20 protein-coding genes are annotated in these 25,005 nt (G+C 72.3%); 9 read left to right on the top strand and 11 right to left on the bottom strand.

Going from position 1 to position 25,005, the window contains the following annotated elements; all coding sequences use genetic code 11:
* Positions 1-8: 8 nt before the first annotated feature.
* Entirely contained in the window at positions 9-2,096 is a 2,088-nt protein-coding gene (locus ACZ5VD_RS16785) for a non-ribosomal peptide synthetase (RefSeq protein ID WP_468682575.1), read from the bottom strand.
* 47 nt (positions 2,097-2,143) lie between these two features.
* Positions 2,144-4,585 (bottom strand): Pls/PosA family non-ribosomal peptide synthetase, encoded by a 2,442-nt coding sequence (locus ACZ5VD_RS16780; protein ID WP_468548074.1) that lies wholly within the window; start codon positions 4,583-4,585, stop codon positions 2,144-2,146.
* A 349-nt stretch (positions 4,586-4,934) separates the two neighbouring features.
* On the opposite strand from ACZ5VD_RS16780, the gene ACZ5VD_RS16775 reads away from it, so the two are divergent.
* Positions 4,935-6,083: a YihY/virulence factor BrkB family protein gene (locus ACZ5VD_RS16775; RefSeq protein WP_468548073.1), complete on the top strand. Its 1,149-nt coding sequence runs from the start codon at positions 4,935-4,937 to the stop codon at positions 6,081-6,083.
* 95 nt (positions 6,084-6,178) lie between these two features.
* Here ACZ5VD_RS16775 and ACZ5VD_RS16770 read toward each other — a convergent pair whose 3' ends face one another.
* Positions 6,179-7,021, bottom strand: coding sequence for a Rossmann-fold NAD(P)-binding domain-containing protein (locus tag ACZ5VD_RS16770; RefSeq protein ID WP_468682574.1), 843 nt, complete (start codon positions 7,019-7,021; stop codon positions 6,179-6,181).
* Positions 7,022-7,101: 80 nt separating this feature from the next.
* On the opposite strand from ACZ5VD_RS16770, the gene ACZ5VD_RS16765 reads away from it, so the two are divergent.
* Together ACZ5VD_RS16765 and ACZ5VD_RS16760 are read left to right on the top strand one after the other, a co-directional pair.
* Positions 7,102-8,037 carry an AraC family transcriptional regulator gene (locus tag ACZ5VD_RS16765; RefSeq protein WP_468682573.1) on the top strand — a complete coding sequence of 312 codons (936 nt, stop codon included), beginning with the start codon at positions 7,102-7,104 and terminating at the stop codon, positions 8,035-8,037.
* 91 nt (positions 8,038-8,128) lie between these two features.
* Positions 8,129-8,821 (top strand): helix-turn-helix domain-containing protein, encoded by a 693-nt coding sequence (locus tag ACZ5VD_RS16760; protein WP_468682572.1) that lies wholly within the window; start codon positions 8,129-8,131, stop codon positions 8,819-8,821.
* Here the strand turns inward: ACZ5VD_RS16760 and ACZ5VD_RS16755 are convergent.
* On the bottom strand, positions 8,798-9,205 hold the full coding sequence (locus ACZ5VD_RS16755; RefSeq protein WP_468548069.1) for a VOC family protein: 408 nt from the start codon (positions 9,203-9,205) through the stop codon (positions 8,798-8,800). The two genes, ACZ5VD_RS16760 and ACZ5VD_RS16755, sit on opposite strands and share 24 nt — an antisense overlap.
* A gap of 228 nt (positions 9,206-9,433) precedes the next feature.
* Between ACZ5VD_RS16755 and ACZ5VD_RS16750 the strand changes: the two genes are divergently transcribed.
* The gene (locus ACZ5VD_RS16750) at positions 9,434-10,273 is read left to right on the top strand and encodes a putative adhesin (protein WP_468548068.1); all 840 of its coding nucleotides are present in this window, start codon (positions 9,434-9,436) and stop codon (positions 10,271-10,273) included.
* Between the two features lie 27 nt (positions 10,274-10,300).
* Here ACZ5VD_RS16750 and ACZ5VD_RS16745 read toward each other — a convergent pair whose 3' ends face one another.
* Together ACZ5VD_RS16745 and ACZ5VD_RS16740 are read right to left on the bottom strand one after the other, a co-directional pair.
* A complete protein-coding gene (locus ACZ5VD_RS16745) occupies positions 10,301-10,933 on the bottom strand; it encodes a VOC family protein (RefSeq protein ID WP_468682571.1) in 633 nt (210 codons plus the stop codon).
* A gap of 112 nt (positions 10,934-11,045) precedes the next feature.
* Positions 11,046-12,086, bottom strand: coding sequence for a DUF5954 family protein (locus tag ACZ5VD_RS16740; RefSeq protein ID WP_468682570.1), 1,041 nt, complete (start codon positions 12,084-12,086; stop codon positions 11,046-11,048).
* 153 nt (positions 12,087-12,239) lie between these two features.
* Here ACZ5VD_RS16740 and ACZ5VD_RS16735 point away from each other — a divergent pair, with 153 nt between their 5' ends.
* Positions 12,240-12,896, top strand: a complete 657-nt coding sequence (locus tag ACZ5VD_RS16735) for a ThuA domain-containing protein (RefSeq protein WP_468682569.1) — start codon at positions 12,240-12,242, stop codon at positions 12,894-12,896.
* Positions 12,897-12,916: 20 nt separating this feature from the next.
* Here the strand turns inward: ACZ5VD_RS16735 and ACZ5VD_RS16730 are convergent, their stop codons facing one another.
* From ACZ5VD_RS16730 to ACZ5VD_RS16720, 3 genes are all read right to left on the bottom strand, one after another.
* Complete coding sequence (locus ACZ5VD_RS16730; protein WP_468548315.1) at positions 12,917-13,432, bottom strand: hypothetical protein; 516 nt, start codon at positions 13,430-13,432, stop codon at positions 12,917-12,919.
* Between the two features lie 135 nt (positions 13,433-13,567).
* Positions 13,568-14,611 carry a LacI family DNA-binding transcriptional regulator gene (locus tag ACZ5VD_RS16725; protein WP_468548064.1) on the bottom strand — a complete coding sequence of 348 codons (1,044 nt, stop codon included), beginning with the start codon at positions 14,609-14,611 and terminating at the stop codon, positions 13,568-13,570.
* Between the two features lie 258 nt (positions 14,612-14,869).
* Complete coding sequence (locus tag ACZ5VD_RS16720; protein WP_468682680.1) at positions 14,870-15,286, bottom strand: hypothetical protein; 417 nt, start codon at positions 15,284-15,286, stop codon at positions 14,870-14,872.
* Positions 15,287-15,499: 213 nt separating this feature from the next.
* Between ACZ5VD_RS16720 and ACZ5VD_RS16715 the strand changes: the two genes are divergently transcribed.
* A complete protein-coding gene (locus ACZ5VD_RS16715; protein ID WP_468682568.1) occupies positions 15,500-17,098 on the top strand; it encodes a carboxylesterase/lipase family protein in 1,599 nt (532 codons plus the stop codon).
* A 450-nt stretch (positions 17,099-17,548) separates the two neighbouring features.
* Here ACZ5VD_RS16715 and mmuM read toward each other — a convergent pair whose 3' ends face one another.
* The gene (gene mmuM / locus ACZ5VD_RS16710) at positions 17,549-18,496 is read right to left on the bottom strand and encodes a homocysteine S-methyltransferase (protein WP_468682567.1); all 948 of its coding nucleotides are present in this window, start codon (positions 18,494-18,496) and stop codon (positions 17,549-17,551) included.
* A 133-nt stretch (positions 18,497-18,629) separates the two neighbouring features.
* Between mmuM and ACZ5VD_RS16705 the strand changes: the two genes are divergently transcribed.
* Positions 18,630-20,015 (top strand): amino acid permease, encoded by a 1,386-nt coding sequence (locus ACZ5VD_RS16705; protein WP_468682566.1) that lies wholly within the window; start codon positions 18,630-18,632, stop codon positions 20,013-20,015.
* Positions 20,016-20,193: 178 nt separating this feature from the next.
* Here ACZ5VD_RS16705 and ACZ5VD_RS16700 read toward each other — a convergent pair whose 3' ends face one another.
* Positions 20,194-22,293, bottom strand: coding sequence for an autotransporter (locus ACZ5VD_RS16700; protein WP_468682565.1), 2,100 nt, complete (start codon positions 22,291-22,293; stop codon positions 20,194-20,196).
* 191 nt (positions 22,294-22,484) lie between these two features.
* On the opposite strand from ACZ5VD_RS16700, the gene ACZ5VD_RS16695 reads away from it, so the two are divergent.
* Together ACZ5VD_RS16695 and ACZ5VD_RS16690 are read left to right on the top strand one after the other, a co-directional pair.
* Positions 22,485-23,591, top strand: coding sequence for a glycoside hydrolase family 43 protein (locus ACZ5VD_RS16695; protein ID WP_468548057.1), 1,107 nt, complete (start codon positions 22,485-22,487; stop codon positions 23,589-23,591).
* Between the two features lies 1 nt (position 23,592).
* A complete protein-coding gene (locus tag ACZ5VD_RS16690; protein ID WP_468682564.1) occupies positions 23,593-25,005 on the top strand; it encodes an RICIN domain-containing protein in 1,413 nt (470 codons plus the stop codon).

Here is a 25,005-nt window from a genome sequence, read left to right as displayed (position 1 = left end):
GCCGTGGGCTACGAGGCCGGTCGTTCCAGGAGTCCCGCCAGGTCGGCGAGGACCGGATGACGGGTGACGTCCTTGAGGGTGACCGCCCGGTCCAGGGCGATCGCCAGTTTCACGGCGGCCAGTGAGGTGCCGCCGCGGTCGAAGAAGTGGTCGAGGCGGCCGATCCGGTCCGCCGGAATGCCGAGCACCGCGGCCCAGGCCGCGGCCATCCGCCGCTCGCCCGGGGTGCCCGGCTCGTCCGGCGTGGCGTCGAGGTCCCCGGCGAGCGCGGTGAGCGTCCTGCGGTCGGTCTTGCCGTTGGCGGTCAGCGGCAGCCGCTCCCGCCAGTGCACGACCGTCGGGACCATGTACGCGGGCAGCGACCGGCCCAGCCGCTCCCGCACCAGGTGCGCGGGGACCGGCTCGGGCCCGGAGCAGAACGCCACCAACTGGCTGTCCCGGACGACGACCACCGCGCCGTCCCGGACACCGGCCACGCCCAGCAGCGCGTTCTCGATCTCGCCGATCTCGATCCGGAAGCCCCGGATCTTCACCTGGCTGTCCCGCCGCCCGAGGAACTCCAGCTTCCCGTCGGGCAGCCAGCGCCCGTGGTCGCCGCTGCGGTACAGCCGTTCGCCGGGCCGGTACGGGTCCGCGGTGAAGGCGGCCCTCGTCCGCTCGGGATCGTTGACGTACCCGCGCCCGACACAGACCCCGGAGAACACGATCTCGCCGGGCGCGCCCAGCGGGACGGGCACCAGGTCCTCGTCGACGACGTACACCCGGACGTTCGCGATCGGCCGCCCGAGCGGCACCCGCTCCCGGTCCGGCACCGCGTGCATGACCTCGTGGTTGGTGTCGTCCGAGGTCTCCGTCAGCCCGTACGCGTTGACCAGCCGGATCCCCGGGCGGGCCGCGAACCAGCGCTGCACCAGCTCCTTCTTCACGGCCTCGCCGGTGACCGACACACAGCGCAGGTCGGGCAGTTCGGGCGGTCGCTGCTCCCATTCGGCGAGCACGGCCTCCAGATACGACGGCACGACCTGGAGCACGTTGACCCGGCCCCGCACGATCGTGTCCACGAACCGCGGCACGTCCAGGATGGTCTCCTGCTCCACGAGCAGGGTCCGTCCGCCGACCAGGGGTGCGGCGAGCAGCTGCCACAAGGAGATGTCGAAGCACTGGGGCGCGGTCTGCGCGACCACGTCCCCGGCGCCGATCCCGAGGTCGTCGAGCTTGGCGAGCACATGGTTGAGGAACCCGGCGTGCTCGCACATCGCGCCCTTGGGCTCCCCGGTGGAGCCGGACGTGAAGTAGAGGTAGGCGAGTCGACCGGCGGTGATCTCCATGCCGAGGTCACCGACCGGGTAGCCCTCGGCGTACGCGTCGTCCACGTACAGCAGGGTCCGGGCGGTGGCGTCGAGGGCGCCGGCGCTGCCGTGCTCGGTGAGCACCAGCCGGCAGTCCGCGCGGTCCAGGGTGGTCGCGATGCGCCCGGCCGGGAAGTGCGGCTCGACCGGCAGATACACCCCGCCCGCCTTGAGCACGCCGAGCACGGCCGCCATCCAGTCCAGGTTCCGCTCCGTCACGACGGCGACGACGTCCTCGGGCCGCAGCCCTCTCGCCAGCAGCGCCCGCCCCAACTGGTTGGCGCGTGCGTTGAGTTCGCCGTACGTCCACTGCCGTTCGCCCTGGACGGCGGCCACGGCGTCGGGGTGGGCGGCCGCCCGTTCCTCGAACAGCTCGTGGACGCGCCGGTCGGGAAGCTCGCGGACGGGCCCGGCCAACTCGTCCAGCTGGAACCGGAGTTCCTCCTCGGTCAGCAGGCTGCGCCGCCCCGGATCGGCGAGCGCGGTGACGTGGTAGCCGGCCACACGGGCGGCGGCCGGTGCGTCCAGGACGTCCGTGCGGTACCGCAGCCGCAGGGTGCGGCCGGTGACGCTCACCCGTACTTCGTCAGCACTGGTGACCCCGGGTTCGCCGGACAGCGCGGCGAGCACCCGGGCGTGTGCGGCCGACAGCGCGGCCGGGTCCGCCGGCACCCCTTCGGGCAGCGGCACTGCGTACTCCGCCGTGCCCGGCACCGGTGCCGTGGCCCAGCGCGGAACTGTTTCCATGACTGATGTCCCCCCATTTTCCTGCGTGTTCACACGTGCCGCGGCTTTCAGACGTGCCGCACCGCGACCGCGGGATTTCCACCCCAGTGCGCCCCCGCCGGCATCTCCTCGCCCTTCATCAGGAACGAGTCGGGAGCGAGTACGGCGCCGTCCCCCATCGAGACGCCGTAGTGCACGAGCGCGCCGGTCCCGAGCGTGCAGCCGGCGCCGATCGTGATGTGGTCGGACTTGAAGGTGCCGTCCTCCTGGGAGTGGGCCTGCACCTTGGTGTGCGCGCCGAGCGTGCAGTCGTCGCCGATCGCGGTGAGCGTGCGCTCGGTGATCGTGCAGCCGTCGTCGAAGACGCGCCGGCCGAGCCGGACGCCGAGCAGCCGCCAGACGAGGTTCTTGAACGGCGTGCCGTTGAACACGACGAGGTGACGGTCGGGCACCTTCCACAGCCGCTCGTGCCACCAGAAGTACGGCTCGTAGATCGAGCAGAGCTGGGGCCGCAGTGGGCGGAAGCGTCCGATCAGCCGCTCCACCAGAACGTGGTAGCCGACGCTGAACAGCAGGCCTGCGAGCAGGGTCGCGCCGATCAGCAGGCCGCCGACCGGGCCGTGGACGCCGTACAGGTCGACGGCGGCGAAGCCGAGGACCGTCAGGCCGAACCAGTGCAGCCAGCGGATGAACAGGAACAGGCCCATGGAACGCAGGTTGTAGCGGTTCTTCAGGGCCAGCCGGCGTTCCAGTTCGCCGCCCTCGCGCAGGTGGTCGAAGCGGGTGTCGCGTTCCACCGTGCGCGGGATCTCGAAGCTGGGCGAGCCGAGCAGGCCCACGCCCTCGCGGATCTCGCCGTCGAGCGGGACCATCACCTTCGTCGCCAGCAGACAGTTGTCGCCGGTGCGTCCGCCCGCCGGGTACGCGATGAAGTTGCCGAGGAAGTTGTGGGCGCCGATCGTGGTGTGTTCGAGGCGGAAGGACGTGGCGGAGATGTCCGCGTTCACGACCGACAGGCCGTCGGCGACCATCGTGCCGCTGCCCACGGTGACCAGGTACGGCGTGTCGTGCTTCACCGCCGTACCGAAGTTGGAGCCGGTCTGCTCGACGGTCCGGAGGTCGTAGCCGACGGCCCGCAGGTAGGGAACGATGTACGAGCTGTCGCCGCACAGCCAGGTGAAGAAGCGGTTGTTGGTCAGGCGGGCGACGGCGCGCTGCACCGAGTAGTGGAAGCCGTAGAGCGGATACACCCGGTCCGCGTGCAGCAACGGTTTCAGCAGGCGGGGCAGCAGGGTCACCGAGATGAGGCCGAGCATCAGGAAGGCCACGAACAGGGCGACGGACAGGCCGAGGGCCTCCGCGTAGAAGCGGGCCGACGCCAGGTCCTGGGAGTCCGGGGCGAACAGCGTGTCCAGAGCCGGTGTGAGGTCCAGGAACAGGTAGGCGCCGCCGGTGGTGAGCGGGATGTGGACGAAGAGTGTCTGCAGCAGTCCGGCCAGGCCGTAGCCGAAGCGGCGGGCGGTGGAGCAGGAGGCGGGCGGGACGCGGACGTGGTCGACGTCGGTGCGCTGGGCGGGCGAGCCGTGCCACCGCTGTCCCGCCGGGACCGCGAGCCCCTCGTGCAGGGTGGAGGAGTGGCCGAGTTGGGCGCCGTCGCCCATCGAGGTGCCGATGTCGAGGACGGTCATCTCGCCGATGTACACGTCGGAGCCGAGGGTGATCCTGCCGGTGCGCAGCCGGCCCGCCTGGGCCCGGTAGCCGAGGAAGTGGCAGTCCTTGCGGATGACCGTGCCGGCGCCCACGGTCAGCAGGTCGGTGCAGACCGGGACCGTGCGGGACAGGATGGTGACGCCCGGCCCGATGCGCGCCCCCAGCGCCCTCAGATACAGCACGTACAGCGGGCTGCCGACGAACAGGACCATCGGATTGGCGTGCAGCAGCGCCCGGAGCGTCCAGAAACGGATGTAGGCCGGTCCCCAGACCGGGAATTCCGTCTCTTTCCAGCGGCCGATCAGCAGCCATTTCGCCGCCACCGGAAGGGCGCACGCGCCGAGGAACACCGCGCTGCCGAAGACCACCGAGCGCCCGTACACCTCGGCCACTCCGGAGGCGCCGGAAACCCATTCGTAACCCTCCGCGGTGACCAGGCCGGCCAGCACGCAGTAGAGGGCGAAGACGAGGAACTGCAGGGCCCCGCACAGGACGTAGCGGGTGGTGCTCGCGGGTTCGGCCGGTTCGGCGGGTGTGACCTGCGCGGACTGTTCGGGTGGCGCCTCGGCGAGGGCCGCGGCCAGGCTGCGGATGGTCGGATGGCCGTAGACGTCCTTCATGGACACCGACGGCAGGTCGTCGCGTTTCCTGACCCGGGCACAGAAATGTGCCATCACCAACGAGTTGGCGCCCAGGTCTTCGAAGAAGTGACTGTCGACCGGTACATTTTCCTTGCGTACTACACCGGCCAGCACCTCGGCGAGATCGCCTTCGGTGTCGGCGCCGGAAATTCCCCCCACGCGCGTTCCCCCTGAAGATCAGGCCCTGGTCAGGGGCCTCGTATACAGGCCGAATTCTCGCCAGATTTTCATGAGCGGTTCAAGGCCGTTTCAGTCATTGGCGCTTTTCTGACGGCGCACGGCGCTTCGGTCTCTTTTTACGTTCGCTCTTTTGCGGTACTCGACCGGGGTGCTCACCGAAAAGCCGGTGTAATCGCCGGTGCGGGTTCCGTTTGCCAGGACCGACATTCAGGCCAACGCGGACATGACAGAAAAATGGTTCGATTTACACCTGCTCGAACCGCCGCGCCGTCGCCGACCGGGGCACCGGGGGATGAGCGCGGCCGGCCACGACGGATACCTTTAGGTCGTGCAGCCAGCAAGTGAATCCCCCCAGCGGCCCTCCGGCCGTCTCCACCGGGCGCGTGCCCTCTACCGCGACGTCTCGAAGCGCAGGACCACCTGGCTGCTGCTCAAGGACACCGTCAACTCGTGCATGGAGTACCGCATCCTGGGCCTCGCGGCCGAGGCGGCGTTCTTCACGCTGCTGTCCGTGCCGCCGCTGCTGCTGAGCATGATCGGCCTGCTCGGCTACGTCGACGACTGGACCGGCGCCGACACCATCGCGAGCCTGGAGACCAACCTCCTGGAAGCCTCGCGCACGGTCCTGTCCGACAAGGGCGTCAACCAGATCGCCCAGCCGATCCTGCACGACGTCATGAAGGGCGGCCGGCCCGACGTCATCTCCATCGGCTTCCTGTTCGCCCTGTGGTCCGGCTCCCGCGCGGTCAACGTCTTCATCGACACCATCACCGTGATGTACGGCCTCGACGGCGTCCGCGGCATCGTCAAGACCCGCCTGATGGCCTTCCTGTTGTTCATCGTGGCCCTGCTGATCGGCTCCATCGCGCTGCCGTTGATGGTGGCCGGGCCGGACGCGGTGGTGAACATCGTGCCGTGGTCCACGACGGTCGTGCAGGTCTTCTACTGGCCCGTCGTCATCGTGCTCTCCATCGTCTTCCTGACCACGCTCTACCACGTCTCCGTCCCCGTCCGCTCCCCGTGGATCGAGGACGTGCCCGGCGCCCTGGTCGCCCTCGCCATGTGGGTCCTCGGCAGCTTCCTGCTGCGCATCTACCTGACCAACACCGTCGAGGGCCCCACCATCTACGGCTCCCTCGCCGCCCCCGTCGCCGTCCTGCTGTGGATCGGCGTGTCCGCGTTCGCCGTCCTCGTCGGCGCCGCCGTCAACGCCGCGATCGACCGCGTCTGGCCCGCCGCCGCGACGGCCGCGGCCCGCGCCGCCAACGAACGGCTGCGCGAGGCCCAGGTCGCCGAGTACGTGGCCCGCGCCGCCGCGGCCCGAGGCACCGAACCGGACGACCCCGACGACCCGGACATGCCCTCGGAGTTCCCGGAACGCTGGTCGCGCTTCCTCCCCCCGGAGGACGTCACGAGCCGCCTCCGCACCCACGTGAAGAGCACCCACCCGCCCCACAAGCCGGACGGTTCCCCGTAGTCGCAGGCCCAGTGGGCGCACCCGAGGGGCGCGGGGAACCGCGCGACCAGTCACCACACACCCGCGCGCGGCAGCCCTCCCGCACCCGGGCGGCGCTACACCTTCCACGCCCCCGCAGCGGCGGCGTCCCGCACGAACTCCCCGAAGTCCCGCGCCGGACGCCCCACCACCCGAAGGACGTCGTCCGTCACCCGCGCGTTCCGCCCGTCCATCAACCCCTCGAACACCTCGATCAACAGCTCCACCTCCTCCGCCGGCACCCCGAACCCCGCCAGCGCCTCCCCGTACGCCCGCGTGGGCACCGGCGTGTACACCAACGCGCCCCCGATCGCCGTCGAGATCTCCGCGACCGCCTCCCGCCAGCTCAACAGCCGCGGCCCCGTCAGCTCCAGCGTCCGCCCGACATACCGGTCCCCACCCGTCAGCACCGCCGCCACGACCTCCCCGAGATCCCGCAGGTCGACGAAGGGCTCGCGCACCTCACCGGCCGGGAACACCAACTCCCCGTGGCGCAGCCCCTCCACCAGCGGCCCCTCGCTGAAGTTCTGCGCGAACCACGACGCCCGCACGATCGTCCAGTCCGCGCCCGACGACGTCAGCGCCTCCTCCGTCGGCAGCGCCTGTTCCTCGCCGCGGGCCGACAGCAGCACCAGCCGCCGTACGCCGAGTCCGACCGCCTCCCGCGCCAGCGCGCCGACGCCCTCGGCCGCCGCGGGGGAGCCGACGTCGGACGGGTACATCAGGTACGCCGCGTCGGCGCCCCGCAGGGTCCGCGCCCACGTCGTCGGGTCCTCCCAGTCGAAGCCCCGCGCGCGGGACGCGGCCCGCACGCTCAGCCCGGCCGCGTGTGCGGCCTGGGCGACCCGGCTCCCGGTACGCCCGGAGGCACCGGTCACCACCACCGTCAAGTTCTGCGCGTTCGCCGCGTTCTCCGTCATGCCCCAAGTCAACGGCCGCGCGCTCCCTGAGCCCATCGCCGAACGGCTCATTCCCATGCGCGGGCGTCTACGCTGACGTCATGGACGCTCTCGCCGGTCTCCTGGAGGGCCCACGGGCCCGGGGCGCCTTCATGATCCGCGCGTGTTTCGATCCGCCGTGGGCGGTCCGCATCGAGGACCGCGCCCCGCTCACGGTGATGCTGATGGTCCGCGGCGAGTCCTGGATCCTGCCGGACACCGGGGAGCGGGTGCGGCTGCGGCCCGGCGAGCTCGTCATCGCGCGCGGCCCCGACCCGTACACCTGCGCCGACGACCCCGGCACCGCACCCCAGGCGCTGATCCTGCCGGGCGCCGAGTGCCGCTACCCCGACGGGCGGCCCCTCAACGGCTCCATGGACCTCGGCGTCCGCAGCTGGGGCGACCGGGCCGAGGGCTCGACGGTGATGCTGATCGGGACGTACCTGGTCCGGGGCGAGATCAGCGGCCGTCTCCTGGACGCGTTGCCGCCCCTGCTCTCCCTCACCTCCGACCGCTGGCAGAGCGCGCTCACGCCGGTCCTCCTGGAGGAGGTCGTGCGGGACGAACCGGGCCAGGAGGTCGTCCTCGACCGGCTGCTCGACCTGCTGGTCATCGCCGCGCTCCGGGCCTGGTTCGCCCGCCCGGAGGCGGAGCCGCCCGCCTGGTACGCGGCGCTCGCCGACCCCGTCGTCGGCAGGGTGCTCCGCCTGGTCCAGGACGACCCCACCCACCCCTGGACGGTCGCGTCGCTCGCCGCGAAGGCCGGGGTGTCCCGGGCCGCGCTGGCCCGCCGCTTCACGGAACTGGTCGGCGAACCCCCGATGACGTACCTCACCGGCTGGCGCCTCGCCCTCGCCGCGGACCGTCTCCGCGACAGCGACGACACCCTGGAGGCCATCGCCCGGCAGGTCGGGTACGGCAGCGCGTTCGCCCTGTCCAGCGCGTTCAAGCGGGTGTACGGGGTGAGCCCGCAGGAGCACCGGACGCGGGTGGCGTAGCACGGGTGGCGCGGGGCGAGCCCGCAGGAGCACCGGACGCGGGTGGCGTAGCACGGGTGGCGCGGGGCGAGCCGGCGTTAGCCTGGGCCACATGTACGCGGAGCGGGTGTCCCGGCTGACCGGGGCGGTGGTGTGGACCAGCACCCCGTCCGGCGCCGGAGCCGGACGCGTGCTGCCCGACGGCTGCATGGACCTGCTCTGGCACGAGGGTCGGCTGATGGTCGCGGGCCCCGACACGCGCGCCCACGTCTCCGGCGGCGGGCCGGGCACCTGGGCCGGCGTCCGCTTCTACCCGGGCACCGCGCCCACCCTCCTCGGCGTACCCGCGCACGAGCTGCGGGACCGGCGGGTGGATCTGGCCGACCTGTGGCCGGCCGCGGAGGTGCGGCGCGTCACGGCCGAGGTGAACGCGGCCGACGACCCGGAAAGCGGCCTGGAACGGGTGGCGTTGGAACGGGCGGCCGGTGCCGAACCTCCCGACGCGCTCCTGCGGCGGGTGGTCACGGCCCTCGACGCGGGCCGCCCGGTCGCCGCGACCGCCGACGAACTCGGCGTAGGTGCCCGCCGGTTGCACCGCCGCTGCCTCACCGCCTTCGGCTACGGCCCCAAGACCCTGGCCCGGGTGCTACGGCTCCAGCGTGCCCTCGCCCTCCTCCGCTCCGGTGTGCCCCTCGCGGAGACGGCGGCCCGGTCCGGCTTCGCGGACCAGGCCCATCTGGCGAGGGACGTAAGGGAGTTGGCGGGCCTGTCGCCGACGGAACTACTGGGCCGCCGCCCCGGGTAGCGGAGCGAACAGGTCGACGCCGTTGCCGTCCGGGTCGAGCACCACCGCGTACCGCTGCCCCCACACCGCGTCCCACGGCTTGAGCTCCCCGCGGTAGCCGGCGCCCACCATCTCCTCGAACACCGAGTCGACCTCGGCCGGGCTGTCGCACCGCAGCGCGAGCGAGATCCGCCCGCCCTCGGGAGGCGCCTCCCATCCCGGCTGGATCGAACGGACGGTCTCCTCGCTGTCGAGCATCAGCCTGAGCCCGCCCGGCAGTGGGGCCTCGGCGTGCGGCGACTGCTCGGCACCCTCGGGAAAGGCGAGACCGAGCCGGCGGTAGAAGGCGACGGAGGCGGCGAGGTCGGAGGCCACCATGCCGATCGCGTCGAATCGTGGAGTCATGGGGCCACCGTAGGCAGGAGGGCGGCGGGGAGTCTTGAAGAAATCGGACACTGCGCGCGACGCACCTCGGGGCCGGACACGACGACGGTGTGCGGTGAGCGTGTGCCTCCGGGGGCATCGTCGTTGCCCCCGATGGTGGCCGCGATGCTCTGGTGGCGACCCCGGGCGGTCCTCTAGCGTCGACCCTCCACCGTTTTCGAGTGGAACTCGCACCGACGGGAGTGACTCATGCGCGCGGAGAAGGAAGCGCGGGAAGGCCACTGGCCCCACCGGGTCCCCCAACCGGTCGCGCCTGCGGTGACCAAGGACTCCACGGAGTCCATGGTGTCCACGTCGGCCACGCAGTCCGCGGCGGCGCGGGGCCCGGGTGGGATGCTGCACCTTCAACGCTCCGCCGGCAACGCGGCCGTGACCCGGGCGCTCGGCGGCGGGGTGCCGTCCGTGCAGCGGGCGCCGAGCGACAACGGCCAGGAGCAGGAGGAGCAGCAGGGCCACGGCCTGACCGTGCTCAGCGGGCACGGGCGGTTCGGTGACAACCAGCGGCTGCCCAAGAACCCCGACAACCCGCGCAGCCGTGCCCTCAAGGCCACCTTCACCGTGCCGGAGGGCATCGAACTCGTCGTCTACGCGCCGCCGGGCGCGTGGCTGGAGAACGAGGTGGCCAAGCTCGTGGAGACCGGTGCGCCGCCGTCGGCGGACCAACTCCACATGGTGGGCCCCAACAACAAGCGCAAGCCCCTGCCGGACGGCTATCCCAAGACGTTCCACCCGGGCGAAGAGGTCATCAACTACAAGTTGATGCCGTTGGCGGCGAAGCATCTGGGCGCGGGCGCGACCTCGGTCGAAGGCGGCACTCTGCAGGCGAAGGTGAAGGAACTCGCCGACGCCCGCGAGAACCAGGAGGAGGGTGCGGAGCCGTTGACCGTCCACTACGCCTGCTGCGGTGTCGGCGCCTCCAGCATCCCGGAGATCGACCAGCTCTTCGAGCACCGCAACTACACGGTCGAGCTGCGCACCACGTCCAGGAGCCCGACGCCGGAGGCGTCGGCGCCCAAGCGCCGCAAGTAGGACCAGGGGTGAGGGGCGCCCCGCCCCTCAGCCGAACGTCACCGGCCCCCGGGGCGAGTCCACGGTGAACGAGATCCCCACCGGGCCCTGGGAGAGGGCGAGTTCGGTGCCGACCGCGGCCAGCAGCGGGTGGATCCCGTCCGGGTCGGGAGCGGTCGCGGACAGGGCGAGCAGGGGAGTGGCGGGCAGTCCCGAGGCCGACGGGTGGAGCGAGGAACCCCAGTCGATGAGGAAGGGCACCAGTCCGGACGGGTGCGCTCGCTCGCCGTCGGTCAGGCGCCACTCAAGGAGGGTGCCGTCGGGTCTGCGGCGGCTCATCGGCTGGACGGAGCCGGGGTCGTAGCCCCGCGCCCGTGCCGTCGAGACCGCCGCGTCCAGGTCGGGCGGGCTGATCGCCCAGGTCACCGTGCGCGGTCCGGAGAGCCGGTCGACGTCGAAGGGGTGCGGCCCGTCGTATCCGCTCTGTTCCGGGTCCGGGCCGATGATCTCCAGATAGCGGCTGCCGCCCAGGGACACCAGATGGTTCCGGGTGCCCAGCCCGACGTGCGCACCGCCCGGCGCGGGGGTCACTCCGGTACGCCGGGTGAAGTCGGCGACCGTCCCTGCCAGGTCGGGGGTCGCGAGGACGAGGTGGTCGAGTGCCGAGGGGATGGCGTTCATCGAAGCCGAGGCTACGCACACCGACTCCGGGAAGGGAACACCTGTACGGCGGCGGTTGGTAGCCCCGTTCGCCGGCCCGGGCATCGGCCCACGCGTGGGCTCACCGGCCGGCTCACTCGTCGGCCCGCTCACCGACTTCCTCGTAGGTGATGACGCCGTTCTCGTCCATGGACGGATGCATCTTCATGGGGCCGTAGTCGTCGACGTCCGAGGGACGCGGGGTCTCCGGGCCGTCCGGGCCCGTGCGGACCATGCGGCCCACCCGGCAGATCCGGAAGAGGCGCTGGTCGACGCGGAACTCGTCGGCGCGGGCGAGCGCCCTGTACTCCTCGGCGGCCTTCGCGTACCGGGCCTTCTTGGCGTCGTCGAACTGGAACATCAGGCCCCACACCTCGGCCATCCCGTCGTAGAACATGCGCCGTGCCTCGTGCGGGGTGGCGGTCAGACCCCCGCGAGGCCGCCAACCGTGCGCGCTGCGCTCGGCCATGCTGAACCCGGTGGGGAGCAGCACGATCTCGGGATGGGTGACCACCGCCCGCTCGGACTCGGCGCGGGCGTCGGAGGGGAAACGGGCACCCGTGTACGTGAAGTCCCGCAGCCCCAGTTTCAACGCTCCCTCGGCCGGGCCGTCCACCCGGTCCGCGTCGAGCACGAAGCCCACGTCCGGGGACCTGGAGTCCCGTGCCTTCCGGTCCCACGACCGCTCCACCGGCTCCGGATCGGTGGGCCGGGGCGGCTCCAGCCCGTCGTCACCGACGCGCGCGAACTCGTCGCCCCGCACGATCCGGTAACGCGCCCCGCACGCCTGCACCTCGTTCACCGACTCGCACTCCAACACCGCGACGGCGGCGAGGAGTTCACGCCGTACCGCCGGATCGTCGGTGTCGTCCTTGGCCGCGAACCACAGGTACGAGTGCAGCCCGTCCCGGGCCATCTGCGGCATCCCGTCCACCACGGGTTTCAGCAGCCGCCACTGAGGCCCGACCACGGGATCCTGCACGGCGACCCCGAACACCGGCCCGCGCAACGCGATATGCGGATACCGCCGGGTCGCCTCCACCGCGTCGACCTCCCGCACCCAGGCGGCCGGGTCGTCCCGGTGGATCAACTCGTCGTGGAGCGCGTCGACCTGTTGCTGCCAGTCGTCATCCATGCACACATTGTTGCCGGGTGTGTGCGGCCGCCGGGGCCGAACCGACTCAACAAACGGTGTTGTCGGGTACCTCCAGGAAGGCGGCCCAGGGGGCCGGGGTCCGCGAGTCACCGGAACCCGGTGCAACGAGCCCGGGGCCTAGGCTCCTGTGTCATGCCCCCTCACCCCCTGCGCCTGCTCGCCTACACCCGGACCACCGCCTACCGGCACGACTCCCTGCCCGCCGCCGTCGCCGCCGTACGCACCCTCGGTGATGCCGAGGTGGCCGCCACCGAGGACCCCGCGGCCTTCGAAGCACCCCTCGACCGGTACGCGGCCGTCCTCTTCCTCTCCACCAGCGGCGAGGTCCTCACCCCCGCCGGGCGTGAACGGCTCGCCGGGTACGTGGAGTCGGGCGGCGGCTTCGTCGGCGTACACGCGGCGGCCTGCACGGAGTACGCGTGGCCGTACTACGGCGAACTCCTCGGCGCCCGCTTCGACCGCCACCCGCGGTTCCAGCCCGGCAAGGTCGTCATCGAGGACTCCGGTCACCCGGCCACCCGACACCTCCCCGCCGTATGGGAGTTCACCGACGAGTGGTACGACTTCCGCACCAACCCCCGTTCCACGGCACGGGTGTTGGCCCGCGCCGACGAGTCGTCGTACGAGGGTGGAGGCATGGGCGCCGACCACCCGCTGGTCTGGTGCCGGGAGCAGGGGCAGGGGCGCGTCTTCTACACCGCCCTCGGACACGCCGCCGAGGCCTACGAGGACCCGGACTTCCGCGCCCACCTCCTGGGCGGGATCACCTGGGTGACGGAGAGCCGCTGACGCCGCGCACGGTCAGTCCCTCACCGCGATGCCGGGGACACCATGTGGAGGATCGCCGTACCGTCCTCACCCGCCGCCACCTGGATCACCACGGCATCGGGCTGAGCACTCGGCCGGGCGCCGTCCCCCAGGCCGCCGCACGAATTGCCGGAGCCGTTGGTGCGGAGCACGGTGACGCAGCCCTGCCCCGGGCCACTGGCCCCGGCCTCGGACCGGCCGGCGCCCGACTTCACCGTGTACTCGACCTTGCCGAGGCCGACCTCGGTCACGGACAGCGTCGCCGGACCGCCCGGTCCCGGGAAACGGAAGGTCACCGGGGAGGACACCGAGATCTCGCAGTCACCGTCCGCGCAGGCGCCGACGTCGGCCCCGTCCGCCGCCGACACCGAGGGCTTCGCCGAGGTGGAGGCGGATGGGGAGGGGGTGCGATCCGCGGACGGGCTCCCGGAGGACCGCGCGGGGCGTGACTCCGACGCCCCCTCGCCGGTCCCGTCCGAGCCACCGCAGCCGGCCACCGCCACGGCGGTCACCACCACCCACGCCAAGCCTGCTCCCGCCCGACGCGCACGCACTCCTCGCGTCCCGCGGGCCGATGTCGTCGCGGCCATGATGCTCCCCGTGTTCCGGCACATGTTCCGGCATACCTGGATTCGGTGTGCTGCGGACAGACCCTAGCCGCGCGGCCCCGCCGTACTCGCCCGCTCCACCAACCGCGTCGACAGTTCCGTCCGCGTGTTCTCCGGCCGGTCGCCGTCCATCATGCGTACCAGGAGCCGTAGCCCCGTCGCCGCCATCTCGGAGAGGGGCTGGCGGACGGTGGTGAGGGGCGGGGTGAGCCAGCGGGCCTCGGGGAGGTCGTCGAAGCCGACCACGCTGATGTCGCCCGGGACGTTCAACCGGCGCTCGGCCAGGGCCTCGTAGACCCCGAGGGCCATGTGGTCCGAGCAGACGAACACGGCCGTGGGCGGCTCGGGCAGGTCGAGGAGTTCGTGCGTCCGGCGGTGGGCGAGGCTCTCGTCGAAGCCGGCGTGACGGACGTACTCGGGGCGTTGCCGGATCCCCGCCGAGGCGAGTGCCGAGCGGTAACCGGCGACCCTCGCGGCGCTGCACATCTTGCGCTGGTGACCGGCGACCACGGCGATGCGCTCGTGGCCCAGGGCGAGGAGATGCTCGGTCGCCGTGACGCCGCCGTGCCAGTTCGCCGCGCCCACCGACACCACGCCCGGCGGCGGTTCGAGGACCGGGTCGATCATCACGTACGGGATCCGGTGCTGGTCCAGCCAGCCGTACTGGGAATCGGTCAGCTCCGCCAGGTTGAACAGCACCCCCGACGAACCGCGGGCGATGAGCTTGTCGAGCCAGCCGCGTTCGGGACGGCCGCTGCGGGTCCGGGTCAGCCCGGCAGACACCACCACCTCCAGGCCCGCGTCGTGCGCCGCCGCCTCCACCCCGTGCAGCACCGCGCCCGACCAGGAACTCTCCAGCGAGTGCACGACCAGGTCGACCAGGCCGGACCCCTTGGCCGTGTCGAAGCGGGGCCTGCGGACGTAACCGAGGCGGTCCAGCGCCTCCGTGACCCGGCGACGGGTCTCGGGGGCGACGTCCTCCCGGCCGTTGACCACCTTGGAGGCGGTGGGCACGGACACCCCCGCCTCCCGGGCCACGACCGCCAGGGTCGGCCCGGCCGTCACGCTCGCACTCTCGGTGCGGACCATCGGGAACCACCTCTCCGGCCCGCCCGAGGGCCATGAAAAGTTTCGACCAGCGCGAAACAGTAAGCGCTTCCTATGAGGTCCCTACCCTAGGTACGGCCTATGGAGTCGGGAAGGGGCCGGACTTCGCAGGTCTTGGTGTTCCCTGTTGGTGGTCCGCCGTGATCGGGTGCCGCGGCGGTGCCTCGGGTGATGTGTCATGGCGGGCCGTCGTGGTGGCCCTGAGCTGTGGAAACCTCGAACGCGACGCCGGTTGCACGGTCACCGGCCGGTGAGCCGGAAGCCGGTGGAGTCCGCCGTGAACGCCGCGCCCACGAGGCCCACGGCATGGATGCCGGCCATGGCACCGGTCAAACGCGGCCTGGAGCTGTAGTCGTCGGACGGCTTGCCGAAGTCCAACGGCGGCCCCACCGACGTACGCTCCGCCGCCGCCCCGTCCCGGAGGTACCAGAAGCGGGCCTCCGGGCCCTCGACCGTCACCCCGAGCCTCAGGGCTCGTCCGGGTCGGCGTCGACGACGGCCACCTGCCGGGTCACGGACTCGTCGCGCTCCACGAGACGGAGCACGGTAGGTCCGTCCCTCTCCGCCCCGCCACTGCTGCCCGCGCTGCCCCTCACCCGCCGGTTCCGCCCAGGTCAGGTCGAGACTCGGATACGCCTCGGTGTCGTACCGGAGCACGAGCCCGGCGGCCTGCCTGAACGTGCGGGGCCGCACCTCCGCCTCGGCACACTGATGTACGCCAAGCAGCGGGATCGCGACGAGTCGGCCACGGTCCGTGACGCCGTCCCCCGAACAGCCGTAGAACCGCGCTCGTGCACCGGAATACCCGGGCACCCTGTGGTGCTCTGATGTTCACGGTGCACGAGAGCGGCACGGGAGGCTGGTGGGCGCATGACGGCAGCGGACCAGGCGGAGGGCCTCACGGGCCCGGTGGTGGGGACGCCGTACGGGGCCGTGCGCGGCCGGTACGAACACGGCGTCGCGGTGTTCCGGGGCATCCCCTACGCGGCCCCGCCCTTCGGACCGCTCCGGTTCCGGCCGCCCGTCCCGCCCGAGCCCTGGGACGGCGTGCGGGACGCGGGCGCGTTCGGGCCGACGGCGCCGAAACCGCCGTACTCCGAGGCCTTCGCGCAGTACCTGTCCGACCCGGTCGTGCCCGGCGACGACTGCCTCAATCTGAACGTCTGGACGCCCGAGCCGGGTCCCGCAGCCCGGCTCCCGGTGATCGTGTGGCTGCACGGCGGCGCGCTCACCCGGGGCTCGTCGGCCGTGCCCGTGTACGACGGACGCACCTTCGCCCGCGACGGGATCGTCTTCGTCTCGGTCAACTACCGGCTCGGCGTGGAGGGCTACGGCCTGTTCCCGGACGCCCCCGCCAACCCCGGCCTGCGCGACCAGCTCGCCGCCCTCCACTGGGTGCGGGAGTCCGTCGCGGCCTTCGGCGGCGACCCCGACCGGATCACCCTGTGCGGCCAGTCCGCCGGGGCGATCAGTGCCGGCGCCCTGCTGGCCGCCCCGCAGGCCCAGGGCCTGGTCCGGCGGGCCGTGCTGCAGAGCGGGCCGCCCGAGGCGAGCGACCGCGACAAGGTCCGGCGGATGGTGCGCCGGATGGCCACCCGGCTGAAGATCCCGGCCACCGCCGCCGCCTTCGCCGACGTCGACCGCGAGCTGCTGCTGCGCACCCAGGCGGAGGTGGGCCGGCTCGGCAGCCCGGTGCTCGGCGGCCCCGCCTTCGGGATCGTCGTCGACGGCGACCTCGTCCCGCGCGACCCCCTGGAAGCCCTGATCGACGGGGACGCGGCCCACGGCGTCGACCTGATGACGGGCTGGACCAGCGACGAGTACCGGCTGTGGCTGGTGCCCGGCGGACTCCTGGAACGCGTCGACCGGCTCGGCCCGGTCGCGCTGGCCGGCGCCATGGCCCGCTGCCGCTGCGGCCACGAGGTGCCCCGCGGCTACCGCGCCCTGCACCCCGAGGCCGGCACCGCCGAGATCGTCGGCCAGATGGTCACCGACCACCTGCTGCGTCTGCCGCTGCACCGCCTCGCCGACGCCCGCCGCGGTTCGTCCTACGTCTACGAGTTCGCCTGGCCCTCCCGGCTCCCCGGCCTCGGCGCCTGCCATGCCCTCGAACTCGGCTTCGTCTTCGACACCGGCGAGGTCGCCGACTCCGCCAAGCTGGCCGGCTGGGGCACCCCGCGCGAACTCGCCGACGCGATGCACGGCGCCTGGGTCCGGTTCGCCGTCGAGGGCGACCCCGGCTGGCAGCGCTGGGACGACTCGCATCCCGTGCGGGTCTTCGGCGACGGCGAGCCGCGCACCGCGTACGGCCCCCGCGACCGGGAGTTCGCGGTGTGGACGGCGGACACCCCGGCGCGGGAGTCCGCCCTCGCCGTCGCCGCCCCACCGCCCGACACCGCCACCCGCGCCACCGAACTACGCTCGGTGGTACGCCGACTGCGCCACCAGGGCGACGCCCACCGCCCCTGACCCGGACGCGCCGCCCGACCGGGTTCGCCCGAGCCGGGTCGCCTCGCGCTCCACGCCGTGCGCCATCGGCGCGAACGACGGTCCGGTGATGTCCTCCAGGACGAGGGCCAGGGTCGGTGTGGCCAGCCCCGCGACCGCCTTGGCGCGGGCGTCGCGTGGTCCAGCTCCCGGACCGTCCGCATCACCCGGGTACGGGTCGCCGAGCTCACCGGATACACCCCGCCGAGCACCCGCGACACGGTCGACGCGGACACCCCCGCACGGGCCGCCCCGTCCCGGAACGTGCTCCGGCCCGGCTCCTCGCCCTTCCTCGTCGTGCCTGCCTCGCCCCTCTCCCGGGCTCTGTGGCCCAGCCCTCGGGAAGTGCGGCGACGTGGATGGCAACCGGTTCCCGAAGCGGAGGCCGGCAGCGCGGGGGGACGGCGACGAGAGGAAACGACAGGGCCGGGCCTACGTCTCCCGCAGCGTCCCCGCGATCGACGTGATCGCCTCCGGTCCGACCCGGCAGCACCCGCCGATCAGCCGGGCCCCGGACTCCCGCCAGCCCCGCACCTCCTGCGGCGCGAACGAGGAGCGGCCCGTCCAGGCGCGGGCCCCGGCGTCCCAGGTCTCCCCGCTGTTGGGGTAGACGACGACCGGCTTGCCGGTGACGCGGGCGGCGGTCTCGACGGCGCCGGCCACATCCTCGGGGACACAGCAGTTCACGCCGACCGCGATCACCTCGTCCACGTCGGCGGCCAGGGCGAAGGCCTCCTCCAGGGGCTGGCCGGCGCGGGTGCGGTCGCCCGCGACGCTGTACGACAGCCAGGCCGGCACCCCGAGCCCGCGCACCGCCCGCAGCAGCGCCTCCGCCTCGTCGGTGTCGGGGATGGTCTCCAGTGCCAGGACGTCCGGGCAGGCGTCGGCCAGCACCTCCAGGCGGGGCCGGTGGAAGGCCTCCAGCTCGGCCACGCTCAGTCCGTAGCGGCCCCGGTACTCGGAGCCGTCCGCGAGCATCGCGCCGTAGGGGCCGACCGAGGCCGCCACCCACAGCGGCCGGGTGACGCCCTTCGCCCGGGCCTCGCTCGCCGCGTCGACGGCCGACTCGACGCTCAGGCTCATGAGTTCGGCCGCCCGCTCACGCCGGATCCCGCGCTTGGCGAAGCCCTCGAAGGTGGCCTGGTAGCTGGCGGTGATCGCCACGTCGGCGCCCGCCAGGAAGTACCCGAGGTGCGCCTCGGTGATCGCCTCGGGCCGCTCGGCCAGCAGCCGCGCCGACCACAGCTCGTCGCTCAGGTCGTGCCCGGCGGAGCCGAGCTGGTTGGACATGCCGCCGTCGAGGACGACCGTCCCGGCGGCGAGGGCGTCGGCGAGGGGCGGCGCGGAGGAAGGGGCGGGGGGCGGGGCATCGCTGGTCATGTCTCGACGCTAGTCGACGGGGTCGTGCCACGGCCGTCTGTGTCCATCACATGAACAGGTCGCCCACCATGTGGGACGGCGGGTTACGATCGCGGCCTCCGCTCCCCGCTCCAACCCATCCCCGGGAACCGCCATGACCGCCCCCAGTACCGCCGAGACCGCCGAGCCGGACCCGACCGGACCGGCCGCCGACGCGGCTCCCCGCCGCCGCACCTTCGGCCTGTCCGCCGCCACCGCCCTCGTGATGGGCAACATCATCGGCGGCGGCATCTTCGTCCTGCCCGCCACCGTCGCCCCGTACGGCGGCGTCAGCCTGCTGGCCTTCGTGGTCCTGTCGGTCGGCGCGGTGCTGCTCGCGCTGCTCTTCGGCAAGCTGGCCCGACGCAGCCCGGTCACCGGCGGCCTGTACGTCTACCCGCGCGACGCGTTCGGCCCCTTCGCGGGCTTCCTGTCGGCATGGTCGTACTGGACGATGTGCTGGGTCAGCATCGCCGCCCTCGCGGTCGCGGTCGTCGGCTACGTCGACGTGCTGATCCCGCTGCACGGCAACCACACCCTCCAGGCGCTGGTCGCGCTCCTCGCGCTGTGGCTCCCGGCCGCCGCGAACTTCGCCGGCACCCGCTGGGTCGGCACGGTCCAGGTCGTCTCCACCGTCCTGAAGTTCGTGCCGCTGCTGCTCGTCGCCACGGTCGGCCTGTTCTTCGTCGACGCCGACAACTACGGCCCGTTCAACGCCTCCGGCGAGAGCGTCCCCGGTGCGCTGGCCGCCTCCGCCGCGCTGCTCCTCTACAGCTTCCTCGGTGTCGAGTCGGCCGCGGTCAGCGCGGGCGAGGTCCGCGACCCGGAGCGCAACGTCGGCCGCGCGAGCGTCCTCGGCACGCTGGGCTCCGCCCTCGTCTACATCCTCGGCATCGTCGCCGTGTTCGGTCTCGTCCCGCACGACAAGCTGGTGGACTCCGGCGCCCCCTTCGCCGACGCCGTGAACTCCATGACCGGCGGGACGTGGGGCGGCACCGCCGTCGCCCTGGTCGCCGTCGCCTCGATCACCGGCTGCCTCAACGGCTGGATCCTGATGGCCGCGCAGATGCCGTACGCCGCCGCCCGGGACGGCCTGTTCCCGGCGCCGTTCGCGAAGGTCGGCAAGGGCGGGGTGCCCGGCTTCGGCGTCTGGGCCGTCGCCGTCCTCGGCACGCTGCTCATCGCCCTCAACTACTCGGCAGGCCCCGACACCACCTTCCGTGTCCTCGTCCTGATCACCACGTTCACCGGCTGCGTGCCCTATCTGCTGTCCGCCGCCGCCCAGCTGTACTGGCTAGCCAGGGGTACCCGCGAGCGGGTCCGCCCGGCCGGTCTGGTCCGCGACCTGATCGTCGCCGTCCTGTCCTTCGCGTTCTCCTTCTGGCTGATCGCGGGCGCCGGCTACGCGGCCGTCTACCAGGGCGTGCTGTTCCTCTTCGCGGGCATCCCGGTCTACGTGTGGCTGCGTGGCCGGCGAGCGACGGCGGAGGAACCCGCCTGACCTGAGAACGTGCCGCCGCGTACCGGGCGGCCTCGGACGGCCTCCCGGTGCATCCGTCCCGTTCCGCTCGGCTGCGGGCGGTCATGCCGCCGGGGCGGCTCCCGACCCGGAGCGGCGCGGCACCCCGCGAGTGCGGGAGTGGAACACACACCCCCCCCCGCAACAGCTCCGGGCGGCGCTATCCGTGCGCCGCGTGCCGCCCGCCCCTCCGTCGCGGACCCCGCCGGTGCGTCGTGGCCGGCACCACGAGCCCGAGAAGGAGTCCGACCGCGAGCACATACGGCCACCAACCGAGCCCGCTGCTCACCGCGTTCGCGCTACGCGGGTCCGCCGCCACGGCTCCGGGCGACTGCTCGGTGGCGGAGGGCGACGGGCTCGGGGCCGCCGCGCGGAGGACCACGTCGTTCCCGTCGCCGCCCTGGTAGCTGAGCCGGTAGGTGGTGTCGGCGAGCTTCAGCTTCGCGCCCTCCCCGAGGCCGGTGAAGGATCCGCTCGTCCTCGCGTGCCCCGTGTGGTCGAGCACGGTGATCGTGCGGGCGGGGTCGGATCCGGCGGCCGACAGGTCCAGGCCCCCGGCCAGCCGCACCGCCCCCGTCACCTTCAACGGCCGCTCCCGCAGGACCAGTTCACCCTTCGCGCGCTGGGTGTAGTCCCCGGCGATCGTGAGTCCGCCCGCGACGAGGCCCTCGTTGGTGACGGATCCCCGCACGGTGCCCTCGCCGGTGAGTGTCGTCGCCACCCGCAGGCCGGCCGTCCCGGCGTCCAGTCGCGAGCCCGCCGAGGTGAGCCGGATCGCCCTGCTGCGTACGAGAGTCGCCCCGGAACGCAGGGCGAGCGTGCCTTTGGTGACGGTCGTCGTCCCCGTGTACGTCACGGAGGTGCCCGTGAGTGTCGTGGTCGCGGCGCCGGACTGGGTGAGCGAGCCGCCGCCGCCGATCCTGGACAGGGTGAGGGCCCTGTCGGTGTTCCGCAGGACCAGCGAGCCGTCGTCGACGATCCTGCAGAGGGCGCCCCGCGTGTAGAGCCCGCCGTCGCCGCCGGGCTTTCCGCTGCCGAGTCGCAGCACCGCGCCCTTCTGGACGGTCGTCGAGCCGTCGTAGTACTGGACGGCGGCGAAGGTGACGTCGTTGCCCCGGGTGCCCTTGATGACGATGTCCCCGGCGCCGGGCGCGGACAGCGTGTCGTGGAACCGGCCGCCGCCGATGGGGGCGCCCAGCGTCACGGGGCCGTCGTAGTCGAAGGTGAGCCGTGAACGGGAGCGCGCGGCAAGGAGGTTGATGTACACCGTGTCGGCGGTGCCCGGCAGGAAGATCTGGTCGGTCGTGCCGTCGCCCCACTGGACGTCGGCGCCCTTGATGTTGGTGCCCCGCTTGTTGACGTTCTTGGCGGCGGGTGTCCAGTTCAGGGCCGGGTCGCTCAGCGAGGGGTCGGTGTCGCCGCCCTGGTTCGACCAGCTGTACCGGCCGGTGAGGATCACCCTGCCGCCCGGCCGGGACTGGACGTTGATGTCGCTGCCGTACTCGCGCTGGTAGAAGTCCATGCGCTGGGTGACGGTCCGGCCGAGCGGGGTGTCCACCGTCCAGGTGCCCTGGTTGAGGACCTTGCGCACGTTCGGCAGCGAGGTCGCGAACTCCGGCCGTCCGGCGTTGACCTGGGTGCCGTTGTCGATCACGCCGGAGAAGGGGTGGGTGCCCGACAGGTCCCAGGTGCCCCAGAGGAACCTCGGCTGGGTGACCAGCCCGGATCCGCTGAGGGTGCCCAGGTTGTAGCCGACGTTCCGCAGCGAGAGGCGCAGGGTGCCGTCGACCCGGATGTTGTCCTGGTTGAGCCGGAACGCCGGGGTGTCGTACGGGAAACGGCCGATCAGGCCGGTCGTGCCGCCGTCGCCGTACTGGAGGGTCGCGCCGCGTTCGACCGTGATCGCGGGCGGGTCCGGGTCGGTGGTGGTGACGTAGGGGTGGTCGCCGCCGAGTGTCGACACCTTCTGCCGTTGCCGGGACCTCGGCAGCGTGAAGTCGCTGTCCCGGGTCAGGACCAGGGTCCCGGAGCCGCGCACGGTGAGCGTGCCCTCGCCGCGGAACACCCCGCCGTAGGTCGTCCTCCCGGGCGGCACGGTGACGACGGTGTCGCCGGTCAGTGTCACGTCACGGTCGGCGAGGACGTCGGAGGTGACGTCACGGCTGCCGGTGGCCACGGCCGGGGGAGCGGTGGCGAGGAGGGCGGCGACCGCCGCGAGGGCGCCGGCGGTCGCCGCTGTCTTGTGGGTATGGCTGCGCACGTCACGGGAGACGGAACGGGCCGGCGGCGGATAACAGAAAAACCGCACACAGAAAGCGCCTTCTATTGATCACGTCCAACCCGTTGACCTCCCGGTTGCCCACGCTTACCTTTTCGGCGTTTGGAATGACAACAGATGTTCTCAATATCGAACATCGCTCTCAGGTCACCCCACCCCGAGAGGCACCCCGCATGAGCCGCGACCACGACCTTCCCGACGATCCCCACCGCAGACTGCTGCTGAAGGGTGCCCTGGCCGCGGGCGCCCTGGCGGCGGCCGGCCCCGGTACCGCCCACGCCGCCCCGACCCGGAAAGCGCCCCCGTACGTGAACCCGCTCGTCCGCAACCGGGCCGACCCGCACATCCACCGGCACACCGACGGCCACTACTACTTCACCGCCACCGCCCCCGAGTACGACCGGATCATCCTGCGCCGCTCCCGCACCCTGAACGGGCTCGCGACCGCCGCCGAGTCCGTGATCTGGACCAAGCACGCCACCGGCGCCATGGGCGCGCACATCTGGGCGCCGGAGATCCACCGCATCGGCGGCAAGTGGTACATCTACTTCGCCTCCGCGCCCGCCGAGAGCGTCTGGGACATCCGCATCTGGGTGCTGGAGAACGCCCACCGCGACCCCTTCAAGGGGACCTGGACCGAACGCGGTCAGGTCAGGACCGCCTGGGAGACCTTCTCCCTGGACGCCACCACCTTCACCCACCGGGGCACGCGTTACCTCGCCTGGGCCCAGCACGAACCCGACTTGGGGAACAACACCGCCCTGTGGCTGTCGAGGATGGCGAACCCCTGGACCCTGACGGGCCCCCAAGTCCGCCTCTCCACGCCCGAGTACGACTGGGAGTGCATCGGCTACAAGGTCAACGAGGGGCCGTCGGTCATCGCCCGCAACGGCCGCCTCTTCATGACGTACTCCGCCAGCGCCACCGACTTCAACTACTGCATGGGCCTGCTGACCGCCGACGCGGACAGCGACCCGATGAACCCGGCGAGCTGGGCCAAGTCGCCGACGCCGGTGTTCACCAGCAACGACACCACCCGTCAGTACGGCCCGGGCCACAACTCCTTCACCGTCGCCGAGGACGGCCGCACCGACGTCCTCGTCTACCACGCCCGCCAGTACAAGGAGATCGTCGGCGACCCGCTGAACGACCCCAACCGCCACACCCGGGTCCAGAAGCTCGGCTGGCACGCGGACGGCACCCCGGACTTCGGCATCCCCGTGGCGGACACGGCAGCCCCGGCAGACCCGACCGCCACCACCGTCAAGGAGAGTGCGTGAGATGAGACGTGCCTACGCCGCCGTGCTCGCCCTCTGTCTGGCCCTGCTCGGCACCCTGGCCCTCGCGGGCCCGGCCCAGGCCGCACCCCAGACGATCACCAACGGCACCCAGTTCACCGACCCCTCGGGCAACCCCGTGCACGCGCACGGCGGCGGGGTCCTCAAGGTCGGCTCCTACTACTACTGGTTCGGCGAGAACCGCAACACCGACAACACCTTCCGGTACGTGGACGCCTACCGCTCCACCGACCTGAAGAACTGGGAGTTCCGCAACCACGTCCTGACCCAGTCGAGCGCCTCCGAGCTGGCCACCGCCAACATCGAGCGCCCCAAGGTCATGTACAACGCGTCCACCGGCAAGTTCGTGATGTGGATGCACAAGGAGAACGGCACCGACTACGGCGAGGCCCGCGCCGCCGTCGCCGTCTCCGACACCGTGGACGGCGCCTACACCTGGCGGGGCAGCTTCCGCCCGCTGGACACCCACATGTCCCGTGACATCACGGTCTTCGTGGACACCGACGGCGCCGGCTACATGATCTCGGCGGCCCGCGAGAACTACGACCTGCAGATCTACCGGCTCACCGCCGACTACACGGGCATCGCGAGCCTGGTCGCCGACCCCTGGCACGGCGGTCACCGCGAGGCACCGGCCCTGTTCAAGCGCAACGGCGTCTACTTCATGCTGACCTCGGGCGCCACCGGCTGGAGCCCCAACCAGCAGCAGTACGCCACCGCGACCTCCCTGGCCGGCCCCTGGTCGGCGATGACCAACGTCGGCGACTCGACGACCTACGGCTCGCAGACCGCGTTCGTCCTTCCCGTGCAGGGCAGTTCGGGCACCTCGTACCTCTACCTGGGCGACCGCTGGGGCAACTCCTTCGGCGGCACCGTCAACGACTCCCGGTACGTGTGGCTGCCGCTGACCTTCCCCACCTCGACGTCCCTGTCGATGTCCTGGTCCCCGGAGGTCACCGTCGACACGGCGGCCGGCACGATCAGCGGCACGAGCGCCACGTACAACACGCTGATCGCCCGGCACTCGTCCAAGTGCGCCGACGTCACCGGCCAGTCACTCTGGGCGGGTGCCCAGCTCAAGCAGTACACCTGCAACAGCGGCGGCAACCAGAAGTACTGGTTCAAGCCCGTCGCGGGCGGCTACTACCAACTGATGGTCCGCAACAGCTCGTTGTGCGTCCAGGAGAACGCCGCCACGGTCACGCAGGAGAACTGCGGTTCCTCGGCCACCAGCCAGCAGTGGTCGCTCACCACCACCGGCTCCTACGTCAAGGTCGTCTCCCGCGCGAGCGGCGAGTGCCTCGACGTGAACGGCGCGTCCACCGCCGACTCGGCCGCCGTCATCACGTACACGTGCGGCAGCGGAACGAACCAGCAGTGGACGCGCGGGACATGA

The organism is Streptomyces sp. NPDC032822 (assembly GCF_055578825.1).
Note: the sequence above shows the minus strand (reverse complement) of the source record. Positions and strands in the feature narration are given on the sequence as shown.